Annotated in this window: 24 protein-coding genes; 6 read left to right on the top strand and 18 right to left on the bottom strand. The window is 35.5% G+C overall.

From position 1 onward, the window contains the following. Positions 1-40 precede the first annotated feature (40 nt). Complete coding sequence (locus tag P178_RS0109775) at positions 41-574, top strand: DinB family protein (protein ID WP_027066063.1); 534 nt, start codon at positions 41-43, stop codon at positions 572-574. A gap of 5 nt (positions 575-579) precedes the next feature. Here the strand turns inward: P178_RS0109775 and P178_RS23645 are convergent, their stop codons facing one another. After that, the gene (locus P178_RS23645) at positions 580-714 is read right to left on the bottom strand and encodes a hypothetical protein (protein ID WP_262493284.1); all 135 of its coding nucleotides are present in this window, start codon (positions 712-714) and stop codon (positions 580-582) included. A gap of 176 nt (positions 715-890) precedes the next feature. On the opposite strand from P178_RS23645, the gene P178_RS0109765 reads away from it, so the two are divergent. Beyond that, positions 891-2,132, top strand: a complete 1,242-nt coding sequence (locus P178_RS0109765; RefSeq protein ID WP_081819414.1) for a DUF2130 domain-containing protein — start codon at positions 891-893, stop codon at positions 2,130-2,132. Positions 2,133-2,284: 152 nt separating this feature from the next. Next, entirely contained in the window at positions 2,285-2,584 is a 300-nt protein-coding gene (locus tag P178_RS0109760; protein WP_027066061.1) for an immunity 53 family protein, read from the top strand. Between the two features lie 28 nt (positions 2,585-2,612). Here the strand turns inward: P178_RS0109760 and P178_RS0109755 are convergent, their stop codons facing one another. The 3 genes from P178_RS0109755 to P178_RS0109745 all read right to left on the bottom strand — a co-directional run bounded on the left by P178_RS0109755 (position 2,613) and on the right by P178_RS0109745 (position 4,909). Continuing rightward, positions 2,613-3,374 carry a LytR/AlgR family response regulator transcription factor gene (locus P178_RS0109755; RefSeq protein WP_027066060.1) on the bottom strand — a complete coding sequence of 254 codons (762 nt, stop codon included), beginning with the start codon at positions 3,372-3,374 and terminating at the stop codon, positions 2,613-2,615. Then, positions 3,371-4,396 carry a sensor histidine kinase gene (locus P178_RS21720; RefSeq protein ID WP_197026793.1) on the bottom strand — a complete coding sequence of 342 codons (1,026 nt, stop codon included), beginning with the start codon at positions 4,394-4,396 and terminating at the stop codon, positions 3,371-3,373. The genes P178_RS0109755 and P178_RS21720 overlap by 4 nt, the downstream gene beginning before the upstream one ends. 129 nt (positions 4,397-4,525) lie before the next feature. Continuing rightward, positions 4,526-4,909 (bottom strand): hypothetical protein, encoded by a 384-nt coding sequence (locus P178_RS0109745; protein WP_027066059.1) that lies wholly within the window; start codon positions 4,907-4,909, stop codon positions 4,526-4,528. Between the two features lie 215 nt (positions 4,910-5,124). Here P178_RS0109745 and P178_RS0109740 point away from each other — a divergent pair, with 215 nt between their 5' ends. Continuing rightward, positions 5,125-5,619 (top strand): heme-binding domain-containing protein, encoded by a 495-nt coding sequence (locus P178_RS0109740; RefSeq protein ID WP_027066058.1) that lies wholly within the window; start codon positions 5,125-5,127, stop codon positions 5,617-5,619. Positions 5,620-5,625: 6 nt separating this feature from the next. Here the strand turns inward: P178_RS0109740 and P178_RS0109735 are convergent, their stop codons facing one another. Beyond that, positions 5,626-7,941: a glycoside hydrolase family 113 gene (locus P178_RS0109735; protein ID WP_155941605.1), complete on the bottom strand. Its 2,316-nt coding sequence runs from the start codon at positions 7,939-7,941 to the stop codon at positions 5,626-5,628. A 298-nt stretch (positions 7,942-8,239) separates the two neighbouring features. On the opposite strand from P178_RS0109735, the gene P178_RS0109730 reads away from it, so the two are divergent. Next, positions 8,240-8,920 carry a head GIN domain-containing protein gene (locus P178_RS0109730; protein WP_027066056.1) on the top strand — a complete coding sequence of 227 codons (681 nt, stop codon included), beginning with the start codon at positions 8,240-8,242 and terminating at the stop codon, positions 8,918-8,920. On the opposite strand, the gene P178_RS0109725 is transcribed toward P178_RS0109730, so the two are convergent. The 8 genes from P178_RS0109725 to P178_RS0109690 all read right to left on the bottom strand — a co-directional run bounded on the left by P178_RS0109725 (position 8,921) and on the right by P178_RS0109690 (position 20,102). After that, positions 8,921-9,103 (bottom strand): CPXCG motif-containing cysteine-rich protein, encoded by a 183-nt coding sequence (locus P178_RS0109725; RefSeq protein ID WP_027066055.1) that lies wholly within the window; start codon positions 9,101-9,103, stop codon positions 8,921-8,923. Between the two features lie 6 nt (positions 9,104-9,109). After that, positions 9,110-9,778 carry a hypothetical protein gene (locus P178_RS0109720; protein WP_027066054.1) on the bottom strand — a complete coding sequence of 223 codons (669 nt, stop codon included), beginning with the start codon at positions 9,776-9,778 and terminating at the stop codon, positions 9,110-9,112. Between the two features lie 73 nt (positions 9,779-9,851). Continuing rightward, the gene (locus P178_RS0109715; protein WP_027066053.1) at positions 9,852-11,216 is read right to left on the bottom strand and encodes a TolC family protein; all 1,365 of its coding nucleotides are present in this window, start codon (positions 11,214-11,216) and stop codon (positions 9,852-9,854) included. Further along, positions 11,216-14,500: an efflux RND transporter permease subunit gene (locus tag P178_RS21715; RefSeq protein WP_081819413.1), complete on the bottom strand. Its 3,285-nt coding sequence runs from the start codon at positions 14,498-14,500 to the stop codon at positions 11,216-11,218. Before P178_RS21715 ends, P178_RS0109715 begins: the two co-directional genes overlap by 1 nt. Beyond that, the gene (locus tag P178_RS0109705) at positions 14,500-15,630 is read right to left on the bottom strand and encodes an efflux RND transporter periplasmic adaptor subunit (protein WP_027066052.1); all 1,131 of its coding nucleotides are present in this window, start codon (positions 15,628-15,630) and stop codon (positions 14,500-14,502) included. The genes P178_RS21715 and P178_RS0109705 overlap by 1 nt, the downstream gene beginning before the upstream one ends. Positions 15,631-16,059: 429 nt before the next feature. Further along, complete coding sequence (locus P178_RS0109700) at positions 16,060-16,944, bottom strand: hypothetical protein (RefSeq protein WP_036146006.1); 885 nt, start codon at positions 16,942-16,944, stop codon at positions 16,060-16,062. A gap of 211 nt (positions 16,945-17,155) precedes the next feature. Next, positions 17,156-18,031, bottom strand: a complete 876-nt coding sequence (locus tag P178_RS0109695) for a hypothetical protein (protein ID WP_027066050.1) — start codon at positions 18,029-18,031, stop codon at positions 17,156-17,158. A gap of 160 nt (positions 18,032-18,191) precedes the next feature. Next, positions 18,192-20,102: an ABC-F family ATP-binding cassette domain-containing protein gene (locus tag P178_RS0109690; RefSeq protein ID WP_027066049.1), complete on the bottom strand. Its 1,911-nt coding sequence runs from the start codon at positions 20,100-20,102 to the stop codon at positions 18,192-18,194. A gap of 137 nt (positions 20,103-20,239) precedes the next feature. Here P178_RS0109690 and P178_RS0109685 point away from each other — a divergent pair, with 137 nt between their 5' ends. Beyond that, on the top strand, positions 20,240-20,635 hold the full coding sequence (locus P178_RS0109685; RefSeq protein ID WP_036146004.1) for a DUF983 domain-containing protein: 396 nt from the start codon (positions 20,240-20,242) through the stop codon (positions 20,633-20,635). On the opposite strand, the gene P178_RS0109680 is transcribed toward P178_RS0109685, so the two are convergent. The 5 genes from P178_RS0109680 to gldK all read right to left on the bottom strand — a co-directional run bounded on the left by P178_RS0109680 (position 20,632) and on the right by gldK (position 26,440). Continuing rightward, complete coding sequence (locus P178_RS0109680) at positions 20,632-21,669, bottom strand: NAD(P)/FAD-dependent oxidoreductase (RefSeq protein ID WP_027066047.1); 1,038 nt, start codon at positions 21,667-21,669, stop codon at positions 20,632-20,634. The genes P178_RS0109685 and P178_RS0109680 overlap by 4 nt on opposite strands. 99 nt (positions 21,670-21,768) lie before the next feature. Further along, positions 21,769-22,656, bottom strand: a complete 888-nt coding sequence (gene gldN / locus P178_RS0109675) for a gliding motility protein GldN (RefSeq protein ID WP_027066046.1) — start codon at positions 22,654-22,656, stop codon at positions 21,769-21,771. A 64-nt stretch (positions 22,657-22,720) separates the two neighbouring features. Continuing rightward, positions 22,721-24,277, bottom strand: coding sequence for a gliding motility protein GldM (gldM, locus tag P178_RS0109670; protein ID WP_027066045.1), 1,557 nt, complete (start codon positions 24,275-24,277; stop codon positions 22,721-22,723). Positions 24,278-24,334: 57 nt separating this feature from the next. Next, complete coding sequence (gene gldL, locus P178_RS0109665; RefSeq protein WP_027066044.1) at positions 24,335-24,991, bottom strand: gliding motility protein GldL; 657 nt, start codon at positions 24,989-24,991, stop codon at positions 24,335-24,337. Between the two features lie 84 nt (positions 24,992-25,075). Next, complete coding sequence (gene gldK, locus P178_RS0109660) at positions 25,076-26,440, bottom strand: gliding motility lipoprotein GldK (RefSeq protein ID WP_027066043.1); 1,365 nt, start codon at positions 26,438-26,440, stop codon at positions 25,076-25,078. Positions 26,441-26,473: the final 33 nt, after the last annotated feature.

Raw genomic sequence — 26,473 nt, 5'->3', positions numbered from 1 at the left:
TTGGAGTAACTTAGATGTTCATCAATCAAAATAAATCAATATGAAAAATCTCATTATCATCACATTACTTCTATTAACTTCCTCTCCGCTTCTAGCCCAACAAGACAAATTCATTGACGACTCCATAGAGCGATTAGAAAACTCACGCAAATACTTATTACTGGTAGCTGATATGATGCCCGAAGAAAAGTATGGGTATAAAGCAACAGAAGAGTCCTTGAGTTTTTCAGAGAACCTAATGCATATTGGGTATGCGCTAGATTGGCACAGCCAGTCGCTCATAGGCGACCGAGAAGCGCGCGTGTACCAAACGGACACCATTTTTAAACCTGCCAATAAAACAAAGGCAGAAATGATGGCACGTATAGACCAAACGTTTACCGAAGCCATTGCGCTTTTACAAGATGTTGAACCCGCACAATTAGATATTGAACTAGACTATTTTGGATCTACCAGAAGTAAGCGCCAAATTTATATGCTATTGGCAGACCATATTACGCACCACAGAGCACAAATGCTGGTTTCTATGCGATTAAACGGGTTGGTGCCGCCTAGGTATGTGCTGTATCAATAAGAACCTTACTCTTGCTTTTTCTTATCGTTCTTCATTAAATTTAGAACAACTAGTACAAGCCCTAAACATACTACTCCAAAACTGGCAATAAGAATTACGCCATAGCTCCAATTAACAAGGGGTATCATCTGTGAAATCATAGGTCGGTTATTTTAGAGCAACAAAAATAGATTGAAGTTGCAAGGCATCATATGACAATTGTCAGTAAATCAAAATACTACAACATTTATATATTTTCATTTCATAAGAGTGCGATCAAATATTGTAGGCTTGGTAAGGGTTCTGTATTTTTATAGTTGAATTTGGTATGTTATAAATGATGGTAGATAAAATTAAGTGTCCCAATTGCGCACATGAGTTTGATGTCGAAGAGGCGTTGTCCGGTAAAATGCAAGCACATTTTAAGGCGGAGTACGAGCGTAAGGTAGCAGAACAGGCAGAAATCTTTAATAAAGAGCGTAATAAACTTGCGCTAGAAGTTGAGGAATTCGAAAAGAAAAAAGAGAAAGAAAACGAGCTTTTTAAAGAAAAGCTAGCACAACGCCTTGCCAAAGAATCTGAAAAAATACAACAGCAGACCAACGAATCTTTTGAGCAAAAGTTAAAAGCGCTACAAGAAGAGAACGAGAAAAAGAAAGAGGAAAACAGGGCATTACGTTCGCAAGAAATAGATTTACTGAAACGGGAGAACGAGCTTAAAGAAAAAGCGGAGGACCTAAAGCTGAACGTGCAAAAAGAATTGCTGGAAAAGCAGACCGAAATTGAAGAAAAAGCCAAGGCTAAAGAGCGCGAATCTATGGCGCTTAAGGAGAAGGAATACCAAAAGCAACTAGACGATCAAAAGAAGCTTATTGATGAAATGAAGCGCAAGGCAGAGCAAGGATCTATGCAAATGCAGGGCGAGGTGCAAGAATTGGCTTTAGAGGAGCTGTTACGTGCCACCTACCCTTTTGATGATATAGATGAGGTGGGCAAGGGTATACGTGGTGCAGATTGCGTGCAAACGGTTATTAACTCGCTACAACAAACCTGTGGTTCTATTGTTTATGAGAGTAAGCGTACCAAGAACTTTAGTAACGACTGGATTAATAAATTAAAGCAGGATCAAATTAACTGTAAGGCAGATATTGCAGTGATCGTAACCGAAACTTTTCCGCCAGATATGGATCGCTTTGGAGAGAAAAACGGTGTGTGGATTTGCGGATTCAACGAGGTAAAAAGTGTATCGCTTGTATTACGTGAGTTGCTGCTTAAAACCCAATCTATTAAATCTTCGGATGAGAATAAAGGTGATAAGATGGAGCTGCTATATTCTTACCTTACCAGTAATGAGTTTGTACAGAACATTAATAGAATTATAGAGAACTACGATTCTATGATCAAGCAACTGAATTACGAGAAGAAAGCGGCATTCAAGAATTTTGCGGTTCGTGAGAAACAAATTTGGGGCGTTCAAGAAAATATCAACGTGCTATTCGGTTCTATTAAAGGGATTGCGGGTAATGCGTTATCTACTTCTACCATTTTAGAATTACCGGATGCGGAGATAGACGATTAATGTTTAGTTGTTGGTTGTTGGTTGTTGGTTGTTGGAAATTAGAATTTCCATGTACACAAGCAAATTTCAACTGGAAATCATTTATAACACTTTTGAAGACCTATATTAGCACATTACACAATTACGACTCAAGTTTACGAACAGCATAGCACATGGATATTTTAGATTGGATACAAGATTGGTTTAAGGAGAATTGTGATGGCGATTGGGAACATGGAGAGGTTATACAAATAACCACCATAGATAATCCTGGATGGGAGGTTGAAATTGACATTTCCAATACTTCTATTGCCTCTATGAACCTAGATTGGATTCTTAATGAAACCAGTAAACAAGATTGGTATGGGGTTAAAATAGCGGATCAAAAATTTACTGCAGCAGGTGATATTGGCAAACTGAAATTTTTGCTAGGACTTTTTAAAGAGATGATCGATAAAATAGAAAATCAGTAGTGAGAATTTCTTTTCTAGTAACGGTTGATTAAGAGCCTACCCAACTTTTAAAGTCCGACGCTTTTGCCTTGCTTACCACAATTCGTTCGCTACAAACAGGGTGAACATCAACCAACAATTTACTATTAAAATGGAATTTAATGGCGGTAATGGCTTCTCGCCTAACAATAAACTGCCTGTTTGCCCTATAAAAAACTGAAGGATCTAGAGCTTCTTCTACATCTTCTAATTTTATATCCAACACATACGACCGATCTTGTACCGTTACGGCTTTTACAACACCCGTATCTATAAAGAAATAGGCAATATCAGCTGTTTTAACGGGTAATAACTGATCACCGACACCTACCAAGAACGTTTGCTTAAAATTAGCCGGTTTGGCCTGTATTAGATGCAGCAGACTTTGTATTTGCACCTCATCTATTCCCTTTTGTTGATTTAGGGCATTAAACCGATCTAGCGCATCAGACAATTCTTCTTTATCTATTGGCTTCAATAAATAATCGATGCTATTTACCTTAAATGCTTTTAACGCATATTGATCATAAGCGGTGGTGAATATGATCGGAATATTAATATTTACTTGATCAAAAATCTCAAAGGAGATTCCGTCTGCCAAATGAATATCCATAAATACCAAAACCCCATCATGCGGCTTGGAAAAAAAATCAACGGTAGCTTTTACCGTATCTAGAATTTGAATTACCTCTATGTCTGGATCTATTTTAGTCAATAGATACGACAGGTTATCACTGGCGGCAAGTTCATCTTCTACAATAATTACTTTCATGCCGGTTGGTTTAAAGGGAGTTCTACTTTAAAAGTTTCATTATCGTTGGTTACAATCACTTCATTTTTCAACAAAAGAGAATACCGCTTTTTAAGATTATAGAGTCCGGTTCCCATGCCTTCTGCCAATGTGCTACGGCTACGAATTGGGTTTTCTACAAATAACGATTCTCCGTTAGAATATACTTTTACCGTTAACGGGTTGGTAGAGGAAATCTCATTATGCTTCACCGAATTTTCTACCAGTGATTGCAATGCCAACGGTGGCACCATTCGATCCAAGAAATCATCTGCCACATCCACTTCTATTTCTATGCGGTCCCTATAACGGGTTTCCATTAAAAAAATATAGCTACGTAAAAATTTTAATTCGTCTTTTACCGTCACCAAATTAGTTTCCCCACTCTGTAAAATATAACGATACATGTACGAGAGTTTATTTACGAACTGGGTCGCCTTTTCATTCTCCCGAATTAACGATGACAACGAATTTAAGGAATTGAATAAAAAGTGTGGATCTACCTGGTTTTTAAGTGCAGCAAGCTCATTCTCCAAGTTCTGCTGCTTTAACTGCTCGTTCTCTATTCTACTCTCTTGCTTATCTGTACTTACCCGCAACAACCGCGCGATAAAAAACAATACGATCGATAGATTGATAAATGTAAAATTGACCCAGCCTTCTTCATGAGAATCCAAAACCCGACCATTTATTAGTGGATAGAACAGCTTAATCACTTTTACTACTGCCAATAGTAGTATAATATTAATGATCAATATGAGAATCCACTTTACAAAAGGCGGCCATTTAAGACTATCATAATCTATGTTGGCATTCAACTGAATAACGGACCACGAGAAACAAAAAAAGAACAGGTAACGGTACAGAAAATCTGCCACCCAAGACATGGAGAAATCTAAATTCCCCTCCATGATACCATTATACAAATAGATGGTTTTAGGTAGTGAAACTAGAATACCAATTAATAGTGCCGTTTTTACAACCTCACCCTGTTTTACTTTCATTATTGCCATGTAAATCCTTTTCTAACGGTACGCTATAAATGTACCTAATAAACCTATTAAATCCGTAACCACAAAAAGCTGATCTTCACAAAAGCGAAGACCAACCTTAATCTAAACTACACTAACTTCTTAAAGCGCATAGGCATTAAACTCAGATGGTAAATATGCTGTAGTATCAAAACCTAAGTCTACTATTTCTTCGTTTTCAAAAATATCAAAGTCTTGTTCGGTTAAATCTGTACCTGCATAGGCATTAAATCCTATTGGTAAATATTCAAAAGCATCAAAACCTAAATTTACTTCCTCGTTGATTTCTACCAATTTAATATCATCAACTTTTAAATCGTCCATTTTTAGCGATGCTTCCAATTGTGCATTAAGGTCAATTATACAATCATCGAAAATTGCGGTGATTTCTGCCTTTTCGGCTGCTTTATGTTTTTGAACTCCTTTAAAGGAAATAAAGGTGACGGCCAATATAACTACTGCAGATAAAATTTTAATGTTTTTCATTATGTATGTTTTTAAATTTTAGAATTGTTTTTCTATACCCCAAAGATATTGAGGATTACCGCTGCCCGATAGGATAAGTAACCCAACCGACTATATTGCCATCTAAAACAGCTTTAGACTATTATGAAATTTTAATAGATTGAAAATGAAGTGTATGTAGTTGTAAAATTGTTAAATTTTAATAGCAACAGTTGCAACTTTAAATCAATATTATCATGTGGAAAAAAGCAGGAATCGCCATCGTTATTATTCTAATTGTCATTCAATTTATACGACCGGATAAAAATATTTCTGGTGATAATACATATGCTTTAGAAACCAAATACAGCATACCTAACGATGTAGAAAACATTTTGCAAGTTTCTTGTTATGACTGCCATAGCAATACCACTACATACCCTTGGTATTCAAACCTGCAGCCTATAGCGTGGTTTCTGGATGAGCATGTAACGGACGGCAAGAAACACTTGAACTTTTCTGAATTTACCAACAAGCCCTTATTTGTACAAAACCATAAGTTAGAGGAAACTATAGAAATGGTGGAAGAAAAGGAAATGCCATTGGCTTCTTATACCTATTTTGGACTTCACCAAGAGGCGGACCTCACCGAAGCACAACGCCAGAAAATTATAGATTGGGCAAACTCGCAAATGAGCTACTTAAAAGAAACGTACCCAGCAGATAGTTTGGCGTTCCCAAAAAGAAAATAATAGTGCTTACTTCGTAAACCAATCTCGTACGGTTTCTTCTGCCAGTTTATTGTTGGGTGTAAAGGCATTGTTATCCTCGCCACGATATTCAATATAACTGGGGAATTTCCACCATAGAATGCCTTGGCACCAAGGTTCATTTTCTATGCCCTTAAAAATAATCTCATACCCTCTTTGCTGTGCCTCTTCATTTATGGTATCATCTGCCTCTGCATGCGGATTCTTCCACGGGGTATCTACACTTCTAAATCCGATTTCGGTAAACACAATAGGCTTTTTAAAACGGTCGTAGACTTTTCTAATTTTCGTCTTCACAGTATCAAACTGTAAACTCATCTCCTCATCTGTAGGATTGTCCTTTTTACTCAGCGGATAGTAAGAATTAAGACCTATAAAATCTAAATCGTCCCAAAACTCTATTTTTTCAAATTCTTCACCCCAATTGGCTGCATACGTTAATTGCCCGGAATATAGCGCTCTGGTTTTCTTGATCATTGCACGCCAAGCATCGGGCTGCGATAAGGTTGCTTTGGTAAACTCTACACCAAGGCACAATGCATCCATATCATGTATTTCCGCTAAGAACGCGTAATGGCGAATCCACCGGTAATAGTAATCATGGAATTTGTCCCACTGCTCATCGGTTGGCATATTTATACCTCCCGGCCAGCTACCACCCACATATATTTGAGGTTTTAGCAAAGTATACATTCCCATGTTGCTTGCCATGGTCACCGCATGTACCACGGCATCATCATTTTCACTACCCGCATTATCACTAAAATGAAGCGGTGTTGGTGTATTTATATCATTAATGCCCGTATACGGCACAATTGCCATGGCATTACTACTCATATTCTTTTGTTTCAATAAAGATTCCGTAGCCTTTTTAGAACCATAGCCATTGTAAATGCTGTAGCCTTCGTGGGCAAAATTGAACCCTTTTAGATAGGGTAATTTTTTAGATTCTTTCTTTTCCTTGGGATGTGCCTTTGATAAACCCGCTAAATATCTTTGCCATTTGGTTTCTAATTTCGCCACTTCACTGCTTGAAAGCGAAACATTTTTATAGTGCTTTAAATACCTTTCCTTGCCCCAAGTGCTAATTAGAAAATCTGTAAACGCCCCCGCCATGCAATCTCTAATAAGGGAAGATTCCATCTCTAGAAAAGAATTATTTAAAAGCTCCCTTACCGTATACGTATTCTCAGATTCTGCCAATCTTGCAGACCAATATTTATACCCTTTCATTTGCCAGGTATCGGTAAAATAAATAGGTAGCCCTAGCGTAAAAATTGTTTTATTACTTTCACCTATAAGGTTGTGAAGCAACAAGGCATTATCCCTACCAATATGATTATTGGCATAAATTTCATTGACAATCGTGTGAACGGAATTGGTAATCGTGTCAAAAGTAGAATGGTCAGTGTTGCCCGTCATTAAACCTTTCTCTTCTGTACAGGTATAAAAATTATAGGTAATCTTAGGCACGTCTTTACCATTTACAAAAGCGACGATCTTTGCTTTTGATGCTTTTACTTCTGCCTCTTTTTCTGCTACAGCCGAAGGCTTAATTGCTTTCTGATGGTCTATAAATTGAAACTCATCTGTATCTAACAATACTTTGGTACCTGTTGCAAAATTGAAAAATGTTGACCCTTCTATACCCCAATTTGCATTGAAGTCGCCCATAACCAAGCGTTCTTTATTTACATACACCTCATATTCTAAATTCTGACGGTAAAACGACTGCCCCATCTCCGATACTTTTTCGGCAAATAAATCATAGACTTCAGTAGCACTGGTACCCGTTAAAAAACTGAAAGGAACTTTTTGATCTGCAGGACTCGGGTAAAAACATACCCCAAGAATAGCGTTATTATTTGGCACCTGTTTAGCGCCTATTTGTATTTCTGAACTTGATATTTGAAAAGGCGTGCCAAACAAGTATTTTTTTATAAGCGGATTTTCATCTACCGCGCCTACTAAATACACAATTGATGAACTCAACGATTCTTCAGCAACCTCATTTACATTGGCAAAACTTACCTTGGCACTTCGCCATGATTTTGTAACTTCTTTTAAAGAAAGCTCCTCTAAAATGTTTTTATACTGTTGCTGTAATGCTGAATCTTTGGCACCGTAGACCACTAAAATTTCTCGTTTATCAAAGAAGCTTCTGCGTAAATCTCTACGGGTAGCAACGGTATCTAACGCCTCTGGAACAATCTCATTTTCGGTCTCTGGAAAATATTCCGAACCGGCAAAACCAACAATCCCAACAATAACAAATAAGGCAACTAAGAGATATTTCTTCTTCATAAATTCAACAATAGGCAAACACTTGTATAAGATAACAAAACTGCAAACCTTAATTACAACTACACCATTATTTAACTTTTTAAAAGGAGTTTTAAGTGCGCATGTCCAACTCTGTTTTAGAGACATTTTTGTGTATCCGTTTCTACTCCCCCAAAATCACTTGAACTGGCAATGTATTGCTCATGAACTTTAGTTAGATAATAGTATTGCAGCCACCCCTTTTAAAAGCAACCACTACCCTTTTGTGGTATTCCCCGTTTTGTACCTTAACTTTGCCGTATTAAACAGCCAACGTTTCATGAAATCATTTCTACTTTTTACTCTTATCATCTGTGCTAACCTAACGAGTATTGCACAAAACAATGTAACCATACCATTAGAAGAATTCACCGAATTACGGGTTTACGACAGAATAAGTGTTACACTAGTAAAAGGCGAAGAGAACAAAATTGAAATAGCCACAGAGAATAAAAAAGACATCAGCATTACCGAAAATGATGGTCGGCTACGTTTAAAAATGTGCTCAGGAGAGTCCTTACTTAATAGCATTCTAAATATTAAGCTCCATTATACAGAAGTACTAGCCGTTATTGATGCCAATAAAAATTCTAGAATTATCTCAACCGGACTGGTAATTGGTACCGAACTAGCCATTGAAGCGCAAGATGCCAGTACCATAACCCTAAACATTGCATATAATGACATTACAGCTAAGAGCACTAGTGGTAGTGAGATAAAACTTTCAGGAACTAGCGGAAGCCAATATGCGACTATAAATACAGGCGGCAAACTTCTAAACAAAGGTTTAAAGACAAAAAGCAGTACCGTAATTGTACTATCTGGTGGAAATGCGGAAGTTTATGCCAGTGAAGCCGTTATTGCAAAAGTGAAAGCGGGAGGTTCTATTACTGTTTACGGTAACCCAAAATCAGTTGATAAAGATGATACTTTTGGAGGCAAAATTGCCATACCAGAATAATTACTGCTCTATACTCTGAACATTAAAACCTATAAGTTCATTATCTTGAAACTGAGGAGTAACTTCTATAGGGTTACAACATACCTCGCAATCTTCTACATATGTTTGTTGTGACACAGAGGGGTCTAGAAGCATTGAAACTTCTTCCCAGCAATACGGACATTGAAAATAATGTTCGAACATAGCAATTTATGTTTTCAATGCCTTTGCCAACTCTTGCAACGTAAGGGTTTGGATTACATTTCCTGCATTGGAGGTAAATATAGTATCATGCCCCAATTTTAAAGAAAGAACTTCTTCGCCTTGGTCTAAATGAATATCCGCTGCATTGATTTTTATTTCTTCTAACTTTACATCGAAACGTTTTTTAAGCGTAATCAATCCGCTGTGCTTACTTAATTCGAATCCAGAGAAATCAAACAATCTTTTTAATCCGCTGAAAAAGCTAAATCCAATAAATACCAAAGCTGCCATTGCAAATTTATAGGCTAAAGTAAATACGTCTAACTCATCACCATTTAAAAAAGTAAGTACCAGATTTACGCAACCATAAACACCTAACAAGAATACAAATAGACCTACAACTACTGCAAGTATATCTGTCAACATTGCTTTTTTGGTTCTTGTAACAGTTAAACCATCTACACTTTTATTTGCCTGAAAACCAAAATCCTTTAAGTACTCTAAATTATGTATCTGTTCCAGTTTATTGGCAATGGTAGATTCTAAACCGCTTAGGTCTACAACAACAGCACGTTCCTCTAGCTCATCTCGCAAACTTAATTGCGCTTCAAAAGTGAGTAATGAATGTTGATCCAAAATCTCTATGAGCTCGCTATTTGTTTTATCGCTATACATGTTCTTACCTAATTTGTTTACTCGATAACCGAGATTAAATGCTACAAGACTTATCTTAAAGTTACTATACTACCTACAGTTCTATATTTAATAACTGACCCGTAAGTTGCAGTAATTGAAGCTCTGCCAATTTTGCATCGTACTTTGCCAAATTCTTATTGGTCTGGGCATTCAATAAATTTATCTGTGCCTGTCTAAACTCAATAGATGTAATACTTCCCAATTGAAACTGCTCGCGAGAACGTTCAAAATTGTTTTGGTTTGTAAATACATTCTGTTCTTGAATTTGATATATTTTTAATAGATTCTCATACAATGCCATCGCATTCTGCATATCTCTATTTACTTCTAATTCTACCTGCTTGCGCAATAACTCTTGATTGGCATAGGTGATTTTTGCATTTTTTACACTTACCGTTGTACTACCACCATCAAAAAGATTCCAAGTAAGACTTGCGCCTAAAGAGATACTATTGGCAATTGAATTGGTACCTGGGAATACAGCCCCTGTTAAGAAAGCTGATGGTGCATTTTGGTTTCTGTTCCAACCATAAGAACCTGTTAAGTCTAATGTTGGTAGATACCCAGACTTGCTAACCTTAATATCATAATCATTAATGCTCAAATTAGATTCCGTTTGAAGCATGGCAACGTTATTCGTCATTGCCTGATCCATGAATTCTACTATCTGAAATTTAGGTAAGAAAACAATGGTGGTATCTACCTGATACTGCGTATTTAAATCTTGGTTCAATACCACATTTAAATCGCGTTTAGCATTCGCCAATTGTTGTTCCGTATTTAATAAATTGATGCTGTCATTGGTTTGATCAACCTGAGCATTCAATATATCTAACTTAGTGTTCTGCCCATACTCAAAAGAATACTCGGATCTCTTAATTCTATCCGTTGATATTTCCAATGCCTGCTTTTGTACATTTCTATTCTCGGTTAAACGAGCAATTTCAAAATACACACTGAACATTTGGATCATGGTATTTTCAATAGTCTCACGAGCTTGTAATGTACTTAATTGATACTGCTCTTTTAATCTCTTGTAATTATAAAATCTTCCAAGACCATCAAACAAAGTATAATTAAGATTTAAAGCTGCGTTATACCTTTGGCTTTCCGCATCATTTACTTCAATATTACCCCTATCGCTACCATCTTCATTAAATTGACCCGGAAACTCAGTAGTAGTATCATTAGTATTGTACGTTGCACCAGCAGTACCTGTCAACGTAGGCAAATATCCCGAGTTTAAAAGGCTTGCATTATTATCTGCAATGTCCACCTGATTTTTGGCAATTTCAATACCGTAATTATTCTCCAAAGCCTTAATAACGGCTTCTTCTTTAGACAGGGTTTTCTCTTGTGCAAAAACTACACAAACAGGGAGAAATACTAATAATATGATGAATTTAAATCTACTCATTACAACTTATCTATATTCTTATGTGATTGTGAACCTTCTATTTGGTCTTGATGATTACCGTCTTCAATTGCATGTTGCGAATGACCTTCTAAATGGGCGGCTTCTTTTCTTTCTTTAATTGCTCTTTCCACTTCTTCTTTCGTAATCTTATGACCAGAAGCAAATGATCTATTCTGTGCTTTTAGATTATTACTGAAAGACAAAAACAATGGTAACATTAATAATGTAAGTACCGTTGCAATACCAATACCGTAGGCTATAGAAATTGCCATTGGTTTTAAGAATTGTGCTTGTCTACTTGTTTCTAACATTAGTGGCGCCAAACCTGCAATTGTTGTCACAGATGTAAGGAAAATTGCCCTGAACCTAGACTTACCAGCTTCAAAAATGGCATTATCAAATGTCATACCCTCACGTAAGTTTGAATTAAACTTACCAATGAGCACCAGACCATCATTCACCATAATACCTATTAATGCAATGATACCCAATATAGAAAGTACGTTTATTGGGAAATCATGGATCCAATGTCCCCAAGCTACCGCTGTAAAACTAAATGGCACTAAAAGCAATAACATTAATGGCTGACTGAAACTTCTAAACGTAAATGCAATAGTGATGTAGATTAAAAGTATTACCGTGAAACCTACCAATTTCAAAGAACCAGTTAATTTCTCTAATTCTCTATTTTGACCTTCATAAGACGCACTTACTGTTGGATACTTAGATTGTATCTCTGGCATGTGTACATTCTGTATTTCAGTCATTATTTCTGTTGGACTATCCTTTACATCTTTCATATCGGCAGAAACCTGAATTTCTCTTCTACCTTCCAAACGGTTAATGGCTACATCGCCACGAACAATAGTATAATCTGCTATTTCACTCAATGGAACACGTTCACCAGTAGGGGTTACAATACGCATATCGTCTAAATTAGATATCGAAGAACGCTCTTCCCTATCGTAACGTACCCAAACCCTAATTTCATCTTGTGATCGCTGAAAACGTTGTGCCTGTACCCCAAAGAAGCCCGCACGAACTTGATTCATTAACGTCTGTAAATCTAAACCTAACAAATAAGCATTCTCCTTTAATGTTAATCGAATCTCTTTAATACCCGCCGGGTCATTATCGGCAATATCCTTTAACCTTGGGTTCTTAGTCAATATACTTTTCAACTCAGTCTTAGCAGCTTTAAGCTGTTCTATATTGTTACCTAATAACGATACAGAAACTGGTAACCCACCAAAGTTACCACCAGAACCATATATTAAACTTTCAACACCCAATACCGGACCAACAAGCTCTTCTAACCTTTTGGTTACCATATCGGCAGAAATCTCATTTGGTCTTTCTTCACCTGGTAATAGATTAATTGTCAATACCGCTGAAGAAGATCCAGGACCTAATCTTTTGATAACATTTTCAAATACTTCTTTGTCTGAGCCTACAATATACCTTTCTGTCAATTCTTGGTTGACAATCTTGGCTTTCTCTTCTATTAATGAAATAATAGAATCTGTAATTTTTTCATTAGTACCATTTGGCATCTCTAATTCTATACCTACACGGTCACTGGCAATTCTTGGAAAAAACGCAGTTCTAATAATACCACCACCTACAGACCCTAAAGTCAATATAAAACATGCCGCAATTACAGAAAATACAAATATTTTGTACTTCATAGAAAAGCGTAATACCGGTGTATACAATTTATCACGCATCCAAACCATTAGCTTATCTCCAAATTCGTTGATAACCCTAAGTTTAGCAAATGCATTTGCGAATCCGCTTTTTGGTTTATTATCTATTGGCTGTAATGCTTTTGAATGCGCCAAGTGAGCAGGTAAAATAACTAAGGCTTCCACTAATGACACTACCAGCGTCAAGATTACAATAACAGATACTTCACCAAAGAACTCTCCAATTCTACTGTCCAAAAACAAGAAAATTGAGAAGGCTAGTATCGTAGTTATAATAGCAGAAATAATTGGAGGCAATACCTCCATAGTACCATCGACAGCTGCTTGAACAGGTGATTTCCCTTTTTCATAATGCTGGTAGATATTCTCAGCAATTACAATACCATCATCTACCAAAATTCCGATTACGATGATCATACCAAACAATGATAATACATTGATGGTTACATCAAAAAAACCAGCAAAAACGAACATTCCTAAAAATGCTACCGGTAAACCAAAGGCCACCCAGAATGCTAATCTTGTGTTCAAGAACAGTGACAAGAAAATCAATACCAACACCATACCCATTATGGCGTTCTCCGTTAATAACTGTGTTCTTTGGTTAAGTGTCGTAGACTGATCAGAAACAACATCTAACTTAATGTTATTATACTTCTCATTAAATTCGTCAACATATTCATTAACCTGATCCGCCGCTAAAATAAGATCTTCATTATTAGTACTTGTAATAGAAACACTAACAGATAAATTACCGTTAAAATAACTTGCATTTGGTGTTTCGGCAAAACGATCTCTTACCACTGCCACGTCTTTTAAACGTATTACGTTACCAGATTGATCTGCCCTAACAACAAGATTATTTAGTTCACTACCATAATACGAACGGTTATTGGCACGAATTAAATACTCTTCGGCATCAGTTTTAATATTACCACCGGTTACAAGTATATTGGCATTGCCAACTGCACTTGCTACTTCTGAAAACGAAAGACCGTATGCCAAAAGATCATTCTCATTCACTGCAATTTCAATTTCCTCATCTGGAAAACCAGAAATCTCTATTTGAGATATACCGTCCATTGCACGTAGGTCATTCTCAATTTCCCTACCTACACTTTTTAATGTTGCCAACGGAATATTTTCACCACTTATGGCAAATGATATGGTTTGGCGAACAGTTTCTAACTTTGAAACTATCAGAGGCTCCATACCCGTTGGAAAGGTTGGTACTCTATCTACCGCATTCTTCACTTCCAACAACATAAAATCGATATTCTCGCCTTTCTCGATTTCTACGTTAATTGTACCACTATTCTCCCTAGACGTAGAGGTTACACGATCAACACCTTCTAAACCTTTTAAGTTATCTTCTATCTTAAGAACGATACCTTCTTCCACCTCTTGTGGTGAAGCACCTGGGTAGGTTATAGTAATAGCAATGTTCTTAGAATCCGTTAAGGGAAAGTAAGATGACTTTAATGCCTTTGCACCAACGATACCGAAAAGTGCAAAAGAAATTACTACAACGTTAACGGCAACATGATACCGAATAAAATATTCTATCAGTTTACGCATTATCCTTTTGTATTTTCTGGTTGTTCAGCATAAATTTTCACTGCCATACCCGTATAAGCTCCGCTTATTGGTTTTGACACTATAGTAACACCATTGGGAACGTTTTTAAGAACTACACGTTTATCCGAAAAATAAACGGGCTCTACGTCAATGACATCAAGTATAGAATCTCTTACAATAAAAATCTTGTTGCCTTCCAATAATAGTCCTCTATCGACCTCAATAGCATTCTCCTCTTTTTTAGCATCAAGATCTGCCTCTAAGTACATGCCTTCCCTTAGATTTTTATCTTCTACCTCTATGTATGCATTTACGGTTTGGGTCGCTTGATCAATACTACCATTGATTCTAGTAACCTTACCTTTATATGTGCTGTTATCATCTAAATTGGTTAGCTCTACCGATTCGCCTACTTTCAACAAATCTGTATAACGTTTGCTAATGGCAACCTCTAACTCATATACTTCTGTATTGATAAACTCGCCTAGTTTTTGACCAGACCTAACCAAAGTACCTTCTGTAACCAAAGTCTCGGTAAGAACACCCGAAAATGGCGCAGATATACGATACTTAGAAAGTCTTTGCTCTAAATTCTTAACATTGTAATAACTAGTTAAAATACCTCTACCTGATATAAAGAATTTTTCTTTCTCCGTAGTTAACTCAGGAAGTGCCGGAGTGCTTTTAGACATATCGAAGTTAGAAAGATAGTCTTGCCATTTGGAATAGATGTCCGGATAATCTAATCTTAGATCTGGCATAACTGCCGTTAACTGATTAAAGAGATTACTTTTTGCAGATTGTACGCTTGCAGCATATTCATCTGCATCTATACTTATAATTGTTTCTCCTTGACGAAAAGCCTGCCCTTCTTTAAACAACTTACTGCCTTTCTTAAATACACCTTGAACCTCAGCATATAATTCTACACGTTGCTTAGCTGTTAAATTACCATTTGCAGATACTACAATTGGCACTGTACCATTTTCAACTACTTCTGTAAAAACTGTTTTCACAATTTTCTCAGATTTGGGCTTGAATGTTTTTTTACTATCAACAATATACCCCGCTAAAAAAAAGGATACTACAATTAGTAAAATACCTAGTACGGTAAAAATAATCTTTCGCATTTTATTATAATTTATAAGCGTATTTCAAAAAACACAGAATCAAAAATAGTTTTAAATATTCTTAAGGATTATGCTAATTAAATGAAACGACCAAATTCAGAAGTGAAACGACTTTGAACCAATATCAGTTTAAACCAGTATAATACTTAATGAACATCCTTTAAAAAATCAAGCTTCCAAAAAACCAAAATAAATTTCTTTCATCTGTGTAAACATTCAAAATAGTGTTAAAACAGAACGAGTATTTTATAATGATTTTAACTAGAAACTTTTGGAAATCAATTAATCGTTCGCGAAACTACAAAAAATCCATTCTGACATTGAGCGGAACAATGGTTAAAGTAATCACAAAAAACACCGTGATTTTTGTTTTATCTATATAAAAAAAGGGATGCTTTCACATCCCTTTACCTAATATTATATTGTTTTTTAATTTCTTTTTACGTCTTCATATTTAGTATCTACTATACGTGTTCTACTTGCTTCTGTAGTTCCGAATTTCATGTTTAAAAATTCATCATCACTATCAAAAACAGCTAGTTTTGTACTTTGCATTCTTAACAATGAATTTAATGATCTAAAATCATTGCCTTGCAATTGCACAAACTCAAGATTGCTCAAAGAAGCCATACCACTTGGCATATCTCCTTCAAACTGGTTATATGATAGAATCAATTCTCTTAAATTAACCAAACGCCCTAAATCTACTTCAATGGCACCTGCTAATTTATTACCGAATAACTCCAAACGCTCTAGATTACCTAATTTTTCAATTGACTTAGGAAGACTACCTTCTAAATAGTTGCTAGATAAATTTAAAGTTTTAAGGGTTGAAATTTCTCCAATTCCTTCAGGAATAGTTCCTTGAAATAAATTATTGAACATAGACAACTCTTCTAAGCTCTTCATTTTAGAGTAATCTTGAGGTAATGTACCTGTCAGCTTATTCATTTCTAAACGTACAGAGGTCAATGCTTCTAATTGAAACATATCTTTAGGTAAATTACCTTCAATAGTATTAAAAGCAAGATTCAGCGTTTTTAAATTTGAAAGTGCAGAAATACCTTCTGGTATTGCACCTTTTAAATTGTTACGGTATAGCTTTAAACTGGTTACATGACCGTCTGTAATCTCTACACCATACCAAGAGGATGGATCCGCCTGTAAGTTCCACTTATTCTGCCATTGCTCACCAAGTGTACTTTTGTTGAATTCTATTAAATATTGCTTCTCACTTTTTGGTAGCTGGGCATTAACTGCAAAACTGCAAGCCAAAAAGAGCATGAAGCAGGTATAGTTAATTATGTTTTTCATAATGAAAAAGTTAAATTATTTGGGGACATTTTTAATAACACTTTTCGTCTTAGCACTGTCATTTAAAAGTACTGCCGTAAAAAGCACTTATACCATAACGTGCAAAAAATACATTTATGATACTTTACGAACGTTAATGTTCAAAAAGAAGAAAGAGATGCTGTTCAACATCTCTTTCTTTCACCAAACTAACTAAAAGTGTAAACTACTCTTACTCTTCTATATCTTCAAACTTCGTGTCTGCCATTCTGGTCTTACTGAAGTTGATATCTTTAAATTCTAATTTTCTGTCTTCTTTGTCATAATCAAAAACTAAATATTCTTTCGTTTCTAAAAATTCTAAAGCTTTAAAAGAACTGAAATTATTGTTCTGTATTTGAAATACTTCTAAACTCGCTAACTGGGAAAACTCATTAGGTATATCGCCAATAAGTCTGTTATTGGCCAAAACCAATTCTTTCAACTTACTTAATTTGCCCATATCTCTTGGGATAGCGCCTTCTAATCTATTTTCAAAAAGACCCAAAGTTTCTAATTGAGATAATGCACCTAATGAACTTGGTATATCTCCATAAAATTCATTACTAGAAAGATTTAATACTTTCAAGCCCGTTAGATTACCTACCGTAGCAGGAATTTCACCAGTAAAGAAATTATTGAAAGCTGAAAGTTCTTCTAATTGTAATAAACTACCAATACCATCAGGTAACTCACCATTAAACCTATTCATTTCTAATTTCAATACTTTTAAATTAGATAGGTTCTCTATTTCTGAAGGCAATTCTCCTGTAAGAGAATTGAACGCAAGGTTCAGCACCTTTAAATTTTCTAAATTCCCAATTTCTGAAGAAATTGATCCCATTAGATTATTGTGGAATAAATTAATCCCTACTACTTTATCATCTTCAACAGTTACACCGTGCCATTGAGAAACCGGAGTTTTTAAATCCCATTTCTTAACCCAATGGTTTCCATTGGTAGATTCATAAAGATCTACTAAAGCTTTCTTCTCTTTTTTAGAGACTTCTGCAAAGCAAACTGTTGTCAGAAATAATAAACTGAAACTTAAATAGTATAGTTTTTTCATGTGATGGTGGTTTGGCAAATTCTATTACTAAGAATTATCCTACAAATTTCAACTAATAACGTTGAAAACTGAAATTTTATCGTTGATTGACCCCTGTTTGTTGTGAAAGTAGCAGAACTTGTTGTGAAAACACTAAAAACGTATGTGAAGTAATTGCTTCTTACCCTAAAGATTCAATATCAATTGTAAGAATTTCCCAATCTTTCATAAGTGTTTCGAGCTTTTTCTTTTTCGCTTGGTAACCATCGAAAAAATTAGCTTTTGCAATGGTAGCATCGTAATCTACCAAAAGGTTATGGTCTATCTCTTTTATTTCTTTTTCAAGAGAACCAATTTTACTCTCAATAGAACTTAATTGATTTTTTAGACTCTTTAATTTCTTTTGATCTTGAAAAGAATTAGATGGTTTAGATTTTGTCTTTTCTGCAACAACTGCTGTTTTTTTCTCAATAGCTCTAAAATCTTCAACCTTACGCTGCTCTAGATAGAAATCTACATCACCTAAATACTCCCTAATTTTTTGATCTTTAAATTCATAGACCTTATTAGTAAGACCTTGTAGAAAATCTCTATCGTGAGATACCAATATTAAAGTTCCTTCAAAATTTAAACAGGCTTGTTTTAGAACGTTCTTAGATTTAATGTCAAGGTGGTTGGTAGGTTCATCCATCACCAGAACATTAAAAGGTTGTAATAACATTTTTGCAAGTGCCAAACGGTTACGCTCGCCACCAGAAAGTACTTTTACATACTTATCCACTTCATCTCCCCTAAATAGAAAGGATCCTAAAATATCTCTTACCTTACTTCTATTCTTTTCATTGGCAGCATCTATCATGGTATCTAAAATAGTCTTGTTACCATCTAAATACTCTGCCTGGTTTTGAGCAAAATATCCTATTTGTACGTTATGCCCAAGCTTTAAATGTCCGTCATACTTCAAATCACCAACAATAATCTTTGCTAAAGTAGATTTACCTTGACCATTTTGCCCTACGAAAGCAGTTTTACTATCACGTTCTATAAGTAGATTAATATCATTCAACACCAAATTGCTACCGTATGCTTTAGAAAGTTCTTCTATTTCTACCACTACCTTACCTGGTGTAACCGAAATAGGAAAACGAAGACTCATAACACTGTTATCATCTTCATCTACCTCTATACGCTCTATCTTATCTAATTTTTTAATCAAAGACTGGGCCATTGAAGCTTTGGTCGATTTTGCCCTAAACTTTTCTATTAATCGTTCTGCTTGCTGAATTTCTTTCTCTTGATTCTTTTGAGCGTTTACTTGTTGCTGTTTAATTTCATTTCTTAACACCAAGTACTCCGTATACGGCTTGTTATAGTCATAAATACGCCCCAATGAAATTTCTATGGTTCTATTTGTTACATTATCCAAGAACATTTTATCGTGAGATACAATGACAACCCCACCGGTATAATTATTCAAAAATTGCTCGAACCAAATAATAGATTCAATATCCAAGTGGTTGGTAGGCTCATCTAAAAGCAATACATCATTACTCTGCAATAATAATTTAGCAAGCTCTATACGCATACGCCATCCACCAGAGAACGTTTCTGTCTTCTTATCAAAATCTTCTCTTCTAAAACCTAGACCCTGTAAAATCTTTTCTGTTTCTCCTTGATAGTTGTACCCTCCTAATATTTCATAGTGATGGCTAACATCATTTAAGTCTACAATAAGCTGACTATACGAATCTGATTCATAATCTGTACGTTCTGCCAACTGATGATTGATTTCATCAAGTTTCAACTCTAATGCCTTTATCTCTTCAAATGCTTGGTATGCTTCTTCTAAAACCGACCTACCTTGAACAAAATCAATATCTTGTCTTAGAAATCCAATTTTAATATCCTTTTCTACCGCTATTACACCGGTATCCAAAGCCATATCCTTATTCAATAATTTCAATAAGGTTGATTTTCCCGCCCCATTTTTACCTACTAACCCTACTCTATTACCCCCATTTAAACGAAATGAAATTTCTTCAAATAAGTATTCTCCTCCGAAAGAGACTGATAGGTTGTGAACGTTTAACATAAATTCTAATTATTCTTATAGTTACTTAAAAACCTCATTTTTAATTCTGATAATTTTTAAGCTAAATTATTCTTGTAACTGTAGATATACGACCTGAAAAATATCTTAAAATCGTACCTTAGTGTAAAGTTTTGCAAATGTTAAAAAAAGGAAACAAACTCTACAGTATTTTAACAGGAAGTTGTCCAAGATGTCACCAAGAAAGCATGTATTTGGACAAAAACCCTTATCATATGGGTAAAATTTTTAAAATGCATGAGAGATGTGGTCATTGTGACCTCAAATATAAAATTGAACCGTCGTTCTTTTATGGTGCTATGTATGTGAGTTATGGTGTGGGAATTGCCTTTGCCGTAGCTGCATTTGTTATAGCTTATTTATTTATAGGTGCAGACCTTATAGAGACGTTTATCGCCATCGTCATAACCATGATTGTTTTTATGCCTATTATCATGAGATTATCTAGAAATATCTGGATCAATTTTTTCATTAGCTATGATGCTAAGGCAACAATTAAAAAAACTCATGCTTAAGTGAAACGTGCTATATTTATTTCTTCCAGTAATGACACATTAGACTCAATGCGGTCATATAGTAATCTTGCAGCCCAAGGCGCTATTGTAATACCGTGAGAACCAAAACCATTTAATACCCATAAATTATGATATTCATGATGTTGACCAATCAATGGTCTTCTATCTTTTACCGTAGGGCGCATTCCTGCTTCGTGATCAACAACCTCATAAGTACAATCTAAAAGACTATCTAGCTTAGTCATTAGTTCTCTTTTTGCCTCTTCGGTAGTCTTATTATCCTTTTGACCTCTATTATAGGTTGCACCAACCTTATACAAATCATTACCTAAAGGAATTAAAAATATGGATGATTTTATGATATTACATTCATTTAAGTCTTTTGCCTTAATGACTAGATACTCACCTTTTGACCCTTGCATTGGTAAATAATTGAAATACGGATTCTGCATTAATCCATAGCCCTCGGTGAACACAATATTCGTAGCCTTTATATTTTTATATTCAATAAAACTTGAATCGATTAGAAGCTGGTCGTAATCGAATGTTTCTGAATATAACAGATTCTCTTGCTGTAGCCATGTCTCATAACTATCAAAAAGAAACTTCGTATCTAACTTTCCAGTTTCAAGAACTTTACCAAATCCGTTCGGAACCTTAAGTCCTAAATTCTCATTTTTCACCAATGTAGTATCTAAATAAGGTTTCAGTTTTTCCTTATCAGCTGCTTCAAACCATAAATTCTGTTCTTCTATTGAGGCAAATTTGCGCAATACATTCAGCTTTTCATCAAACCGTACTTTTAGAAAATTTTCAAGCTTTGTGTAGAAATCAGTAGCAATAGGCAGCTGTTCATCTGCCCTCCATGACAGTGTAAAACGCTTTAAAATAACAGGATTATAAAGACCTCCAGCAACGCGAGACGATGTTTGAGACCTATCATTAAAAACAACGAATGTCTTGTTATTTCTACGAAGGGTATCGCAAAATGTCGTTCCGGCCAAACCCAGTCCTACTACCATATAATCTACCATGTCGCAAATGTAATGACAATTGAATAAAACCTAATACAAAAACAAAAGGCCCAATCTTTCGATTGAGCCTTTTTTATGTGAATTGGATTTTCAGTAAGCTTAATAAGCCCACATGTCTTGTTCCTTATCTCTAATTGCTTCTTTAATACGTTTTGCTTCCAACAACTGGAACAAAGCATTGTCAGCAATGTAGTCATCTACTTTTCTATCGCCTTGTACGTTATCTTCTTTATAAATAACCGCATCGAATCTTCTTGCATTTAACAGCATATCAAAAGAAATAGGCTGAGCTGAATTTTGTGAATTAAATACTTTAGCCTCGTGTAACATTTCACGTGCATCTGGATACCATACCCAGAAAAGTTCTACCATATCTGGATTATCATCATCCATAAAGTTAACATCTGGCGCTACTGGAGCAATACCTAAAAGACGGTATTTCAATTCTCCCTGTCTCTTATCAAAATACCAGATTCCCTTTACGTGATATTCTTCAATATCAGCTGCAGAAATACTTCTACGAGTAATATACTCTTCTGAAACAGTTTCTCCTGCATTCATTTGCTCATACCCGTAATCTAGAGTATCAACCATTTGTAAGGCATCTTTTAAATCATCAAAAGATCTTTTTTTAGTGAAATAAGAATCTGTATAAGTTTCTAATTTTCCACTCTTTAAATTTTTAATTAGAACGTGGTATAATGACCTTCTATCTGGGCCAATATCCATAGTATCTGTTGGATAATATAATGGGAAATTAACTCTCTCATCTAAATCTATGGTCTCCCATAAAGTTTTAGACCAAAGTATATCCCTATCATCTACATAACCATATTCTAACGGAGCATCGTTATCCACAGCTTTTTGCGCTTCTGTACGAATACCAACCTCATCTGGTTTTTTAGCATTCAATACATTTGCTTGGGCCATCATTGATAAAGGTAACATAGTTACCACTCCCATTACTAAAACATTTTTCCAATTCATGTTTGCTTCACTTTAAAATTAACCGGGTAAAACCATAGGGCTTACCCGGTATCATTCTACTTATTTAGTTTGTAATCTCCACAACTACTGGAGAAACTTTCTTCAACTTGTAACTTTTATTATTTGTGATATAAGCTTCGATATCAAATATTTGAACGATATCTCCTCTTTTAGCACGTGATAAAGCTGATTTTGCTTTACTATCCATTTTATTTCCTCTTACAGAAACAGTTGGTTGACCTGGTACTTTAAATTTAAATCCGCTTACTGCAAGGTTTAAATCAAAATCGAAGTCTTCTAAGCCAGCACCGATCGTAGCGATCTCAACATTCCTTTTTGGAAGTTTAATACTACCTGTTTGCTTACTTACGCTACCTTCTGGTCTTGGAATATCTTTAATTCTAAACTCAGACTTAGAAGATACAGCTTGACCATCTGGCAAAGTACCTGAAGCTGTAATAGTAACGTTTCTTCCAGTTCCTGGAGTCATTACATATTTACTACCACTTACAGCCTTAAGACCTGGAGCAGATGCTCTTACTTTGTTATTTGGTATACCTGGTATAGAGATAGACATTGGGTTAGCAACACCTCTATATACAACATTCATTTTATCAGCAGCAATCAAAGCAGCATTAGGCTTAGATATTGTTGCGAAAGAATTTTTAACCTCAACAGGAATTTCTTCACCGTCTTGCTTAAAGTAGATAGTACCTTTTACTTCATGATCACCAGCAGAACCAGAACCAATCAACATTTTAACACCACCAGCTTCTAATTTGTAATCAGAACCTTCAGATAATTTTCTACCATCTAAAGTCAACTCCGCTCTTACAGGAGTAGAAGAATTATCAGTTTTGCTGATAATGATTTTACCATCATATTTCTCACCTGCATAGTATGCAGATTTAGTAGATGAAAGAGAAGTTGCAAAGTTCTTTAAAGAAACTTGGTTTGTTAGCTCACCTTCTAGCATAGATTTTAAAGCTGCTTCTTCAGTAACTTTAACGTCTGCTTGTAGTGCAGTTAACTTTGCAATAGATGCAATTAAAGGATACCCTTCGTAGTGATAGTTGATCCAATCTTGCATACCATCTTTAGCTTGAACTTTACCTTCAGCGTTTCCTGTTTGAAAACGATCGATAACTGAACTTTTTAAAGAAGCTGGTACAATTTTAGCAACATTATCTCTATAATCAGTAAGTCTTTTTAAGAACTCTTTACCACCTTCTGAAAGGTTGTCTCCTTGAAAGAACTTTTGATCTAAGTAATCTGACATGTCCATTCTTGCATAATCCTTAGGATTTTCAAGACCTTCTGTCATTCCAGTTTTAAGTCCCTCTAAGTAATCATAATACTCTTGAGACATTGACTTAATCTGTTGAGCATTCTTGTACAGCTTGTCATATTTAGCTGCATCTTCAGATGCTTTAGTTTCCAGACTACCTAAGAACGCTTCGTTACTTGCGGTTGTCATTGCGTTTGAAGTTTCTAGCTTTTCATTCATTATACCGAATGCGGCTAATACCTCTTTACTCATGTTTAACGCCAACATTGCGATGAAGATCAAATACATTAAGTTGACCATCTTCTGACGTGGTGAATTTTTTCCTCCTGCCATGGATTTATTTTTTTAGATTTTAATTAATAATTGACTTGGGTTTTATTAAAATCCAAATTAGTTTTTACTCATTGCAGATAACATACCACCGTAAACACCATTCAATGAAGAAAGGTTTGTAGATAACGATGCCATTTGATCTTTAAGTGCACTTGCATTTTGAACAACTTCTTCATTTACTGAAGCTTGCTTGCTTGCACTTTCTAATTGTACTTTATAAAGACTGTTCAAAGACTCCATTTGAGCTGCAGCTTGAACCATTTCACTAGAATATTTCTTAGTAGATTCCATTGCATCAACTGTTGGAGCGATACCTTTAGCAGCACCTTCAAAGTTTTTAATGCTAGAACCTAAGCTTTCCATTAGACTTGCATCTACACCAGCTTCTTTTAACAAATCATCTAATTTCTTAGATAAAGATGCTTCTGCTTCTTTAACTTCTGTAGCCGCTTGTGCTTTTTTAGGTGCACTGCTTTCACCACCAGCTAATTCTGGGTATACTAATGCCCAATCTAAATCGTCATCTACCGGTTCAAATGCACTGATCGCAAAAATAAGTGCTTCTGTTATAAGACCTATCGCTAGAAGAATACCACCATTTAATGGACCTAACTCCCAGTGAAGAATTTTAAATAATGCACCGATAATTACAACTGATGCTCCTAGGCCGTAGGCCATGTTAAATAATTTTTTTGTGGATTTTGACTGTGCCATGATTTTAATTTAATTTAAGGTTTAATAAAAAAGATTTGGTTAAAAATTAATTTGAATTTATTATAAAACTGTTATTATTATTATTTATTGCGTAGAATCTTCTTCGCCCATATAATCTTGTACTGTTCTGAAACCTATGTAACTACGAGCTGAATCTGCGTATTCGTAATCTCTAGTACTTACTTGTAAGAAGTAAGCAACATCTTTCCAAGAACCACCTCTAATTACTTTTCTGGTATTAGATTGATCACCTCCGTTAGGGTTCATTGTTGATACGTAATCATAGGCGCTAGGGTCATAACTTGAGTTTGTCCACTCAGATACGTTACCGGCCATGTTGTACATATTAAAGTCGTTAGGCTCATAAGATTTAGCTTCTACAGTATATAAAGCAGCATCTGCAGCATAATCCCCACGTTGTGGTTTAAAGTTTGCCATGAAACAACCTGTATCACTAATTACATATGGTCCACCCCAAGGGTACGTACCACCTTCGATACCACCTCTTGCCGCGTATTCCCATTCAGCTTCTGTTGGAAGTCTAAATTGATTAACGAATTGTCTACCACGACTCTTGTTGTCATCGTTTTTGAATTTCGTTCTCCAGTTACAAAATGCTTTTGCTTGTTGCCAGCTAATACCTACTACAGGATATTCGCTATACGCATCATGCCAGAAATAATCATTGTGCATTGGTTCATTATAAGAATATGAGAAATCTCTAATCCATACTGTTGTATCTGGATAAATTTCTACTTCTTCTGTACGGATAAAGTCTTTACGACTACCATTTCCTTTAATGGAAGCTCTTGCTGCAGCTTCAATATCCATCCAGCTATATTTATACTTTAATTTTTTAACGTCAATAGTACGTTGACCGTTATAAGATTCATCTTCAGACAAGTAGATAGAGTCCATTATTTCGGTATAGTACTCATCTGGATAATCTGAAGTATCCCAAACAAGTTCCTCATCTTTGCTTAACGCTCTACCTTCGTAGCCTGTTTCGCCCATTCCAGAGTAATTGTCTAACATATACTTATCGTATACAGATGCTCTAGTTGTATCTGCATCCTTAAATGCATAGTCGCCTATACCTCCTTCTTCAGGTCCGATACCCAACTCATCAGCTAAAATGGCTAACTTGGTTCTAACTATAGAATCCTTCACCCATTCTACAAACTGACGATACTCACTATTCGTGATTTCTGTATCATCCATGTAAAAAGAACGTACCGTAACTGTCTTAGTCGGTGCATTTAATAATTTTGCTTGGTCTTCTTCACTCTTTCCCATTATGAAAGAACCCCTTGGGATAAGTTCCATTCCATATGGTTTTTCTGGATACCACTTTTTTCCCTGGACTCCAGTTAGCTCACCTTTCTGCTTAGACCCACAACTTGTGAGTAAAAAAACAAACGCTATAGAGGATAACAATAGCTTCTTCATACTTTAGGTTAAATTTCGATTATGGTTTAAACT

Origin of the sequence: Maribacter sp. Hel_I_7 (genome assembly GCF_000688315.1) — a bacterium.
Taxonomy (GTDB): domain Bacteria; phylum Bacteroidota; class Bacteroidia; order Flavobacteriales; family Flavobacteriaceae; genus Maribacter; species Maribacter stanieri.
Note: the sequence above shows the minus strand (reverse complement) of the source record. Positions and strands in the feature narration are given on the sequence as shown.

Bases quoted from the DNA above. Each gene is read 5' to 3' on its own strand.
- P178_RS0109775 (WP_027066063.1), top strand. From the start codon at position 41: ATGAAAAATCTCATTATCATCACATTACTTCTATTAACTTCCTCTCCG.
- P178_RS23645 (WP_262493284.1), bottom strand. From the start codon at position 714: ATGATTTCACAGATGATACCCCTTGTTAATTGGAGCTATGGCGTAATT.
- P178_RS0109765 (WP_081819414.1), top strand. From the start codon at position 891: ATGATGGTAGATAAAATTAAGTGTCCCAATTGCGCACATGAGTTTGAT.
- P178_RS0109760 (WP_027066061.1), top strand. From the start codon at position 2,285: ATGGATATTTTAGATTGGATACAAGATTGGTTTAAGGAGAATTGTGAT.
- P178_RS0109755 (WP_027066060.1), bottom strand. From the start codon at position 3,374: ATGAAAGTAATTATTGTAGAAGATGAACTTGCCGCCAGTGATAACCTG.
- P178_RS21720 (WP_197026793.1), bottom strand. From the start codon at position 4,396: ATGAAAGTAAAACAGGGTGAGGTTGTAAAAACGGCACTATTAATTGGT.
- P178_RS0109745 (WP_027066059.1), bottom strand. From the start codon at position 4,909: ATGAAAAACATTAAAATTTTATCTGCAGTAGTTATATTGGCCGTCACC.
- P178_RS0109740 (WP_027066058.1), top strand. From the start codon at position 5,125: ATGTGGAAAAAAGCAGGAATCGCCATCGTTATTATTCTAATTGTCATT.
- P178_RS0109735 (WP_155941605.1), bottom strand. From the start codon at position 7,941: ATGAAGAAGAAATATCTCTTAGTTGCCTTATTTGTTATTGTTGGGATT.
- P178_RS0109730 (WP_027066056.1), top strand. From the start codon at position 8,240: ATGAAATCATTTCTACTTTTTACTCTTATCATCTGTGCTAACCTAACG.
- P178_RS0109725 (WP_027066055.1), bottom strand. From the start codon at position 9,103: ATGTTCGAACATTATTTTCAATGTCCGTATTGCTGGGAAGAAGTTTCA.
- P178_RS0109720 (WP_027066054.1), bottom strand. From the start codon at position 9,778: ATGTATAGCGATAAAACAAATAGCGAGCTCATAGAGATTTTGGATCAA.
- P178_RS0109715 (WP_027066053.1), bottom strand. From the start codon at position 11,216: ATGAGTAGATTTAAATTCATCATATTATTAGTATTTCTCCCTGTTTGT.
- P178_RS21715 (WP_081819413.1), bottom strand. From the start codon at position 14,500: ATGCGTAAACTGATAGAATATTTTATTCGGTATCATGTTGCCGTTAAC.
- P178_RS0109705 (WP_027066052.1), bottom strand. From the start codon at position 15,630: ATGCGAAAGATTATTTTTACCGTACTAGGTATTTTACTAATTGTAGTA.
- P178_RS0109700 (WP_036146006.1), bottom strand. From the start codon at position 16,944: ATGAAAAACATAATTAACTATACCTGCTTCATGCTCTTTTTGGCTTGC.
- P178_RS0109695 (WP_027066050.1), bottom strand. From the start codon at position 18,031: ATGAAAAAACTATACTATTTAAGTTTCAGTTTATTATTTCTGACAACA.
- P178_RS0109690 (WP_027066049.1), bottom strand. From the start codon at position 20,102: ATGTTAAACGTTCACAACCTATCAGTCTCTTTCGGAGGAGAATACTTA.
- P178_RS0109685 (WP_036146004.1), top strand. From the start codon at position 20,240: ATGTTAAAAAAAGGAAACAAACTCTACAGTATTTTAACAGGAAGTTGT.
- P178_RS0109680 (WP_027066047.1), bottom strand. From the start codon at position 21,669: ATGGTAGATTATATGGTAGTAGGACTGGGTTTGGCCGGAACGACATTT.
- gldN (WP_027066046.1), bottom strand. From the start codon at position 22,656: ATGAATTGGAAAAATGTTTTAGTAATGGGAGTGGTAACTATGTTACCT.
- gldM (WP_027066045.1), bottom strand. From the start codon at position 24,277: ATGGCAGGAGGAAAAAATTCACCACGTCAGAAGATGGTCAACTTAATG.
- gldL (WP_027066044.1), bottom strand. From the start codon at position 24,991: ATGGCACAGTCAAAATCCACAAAAAAATTATTTAACATGGCCTACGGC.
- gldK (WP_027066043.1), bottom strand. From the start codon at position 26,440: ATGAAGAAGCTATTGTTATCCTCTATAGCGTTTGTTTTTTTACTCACA.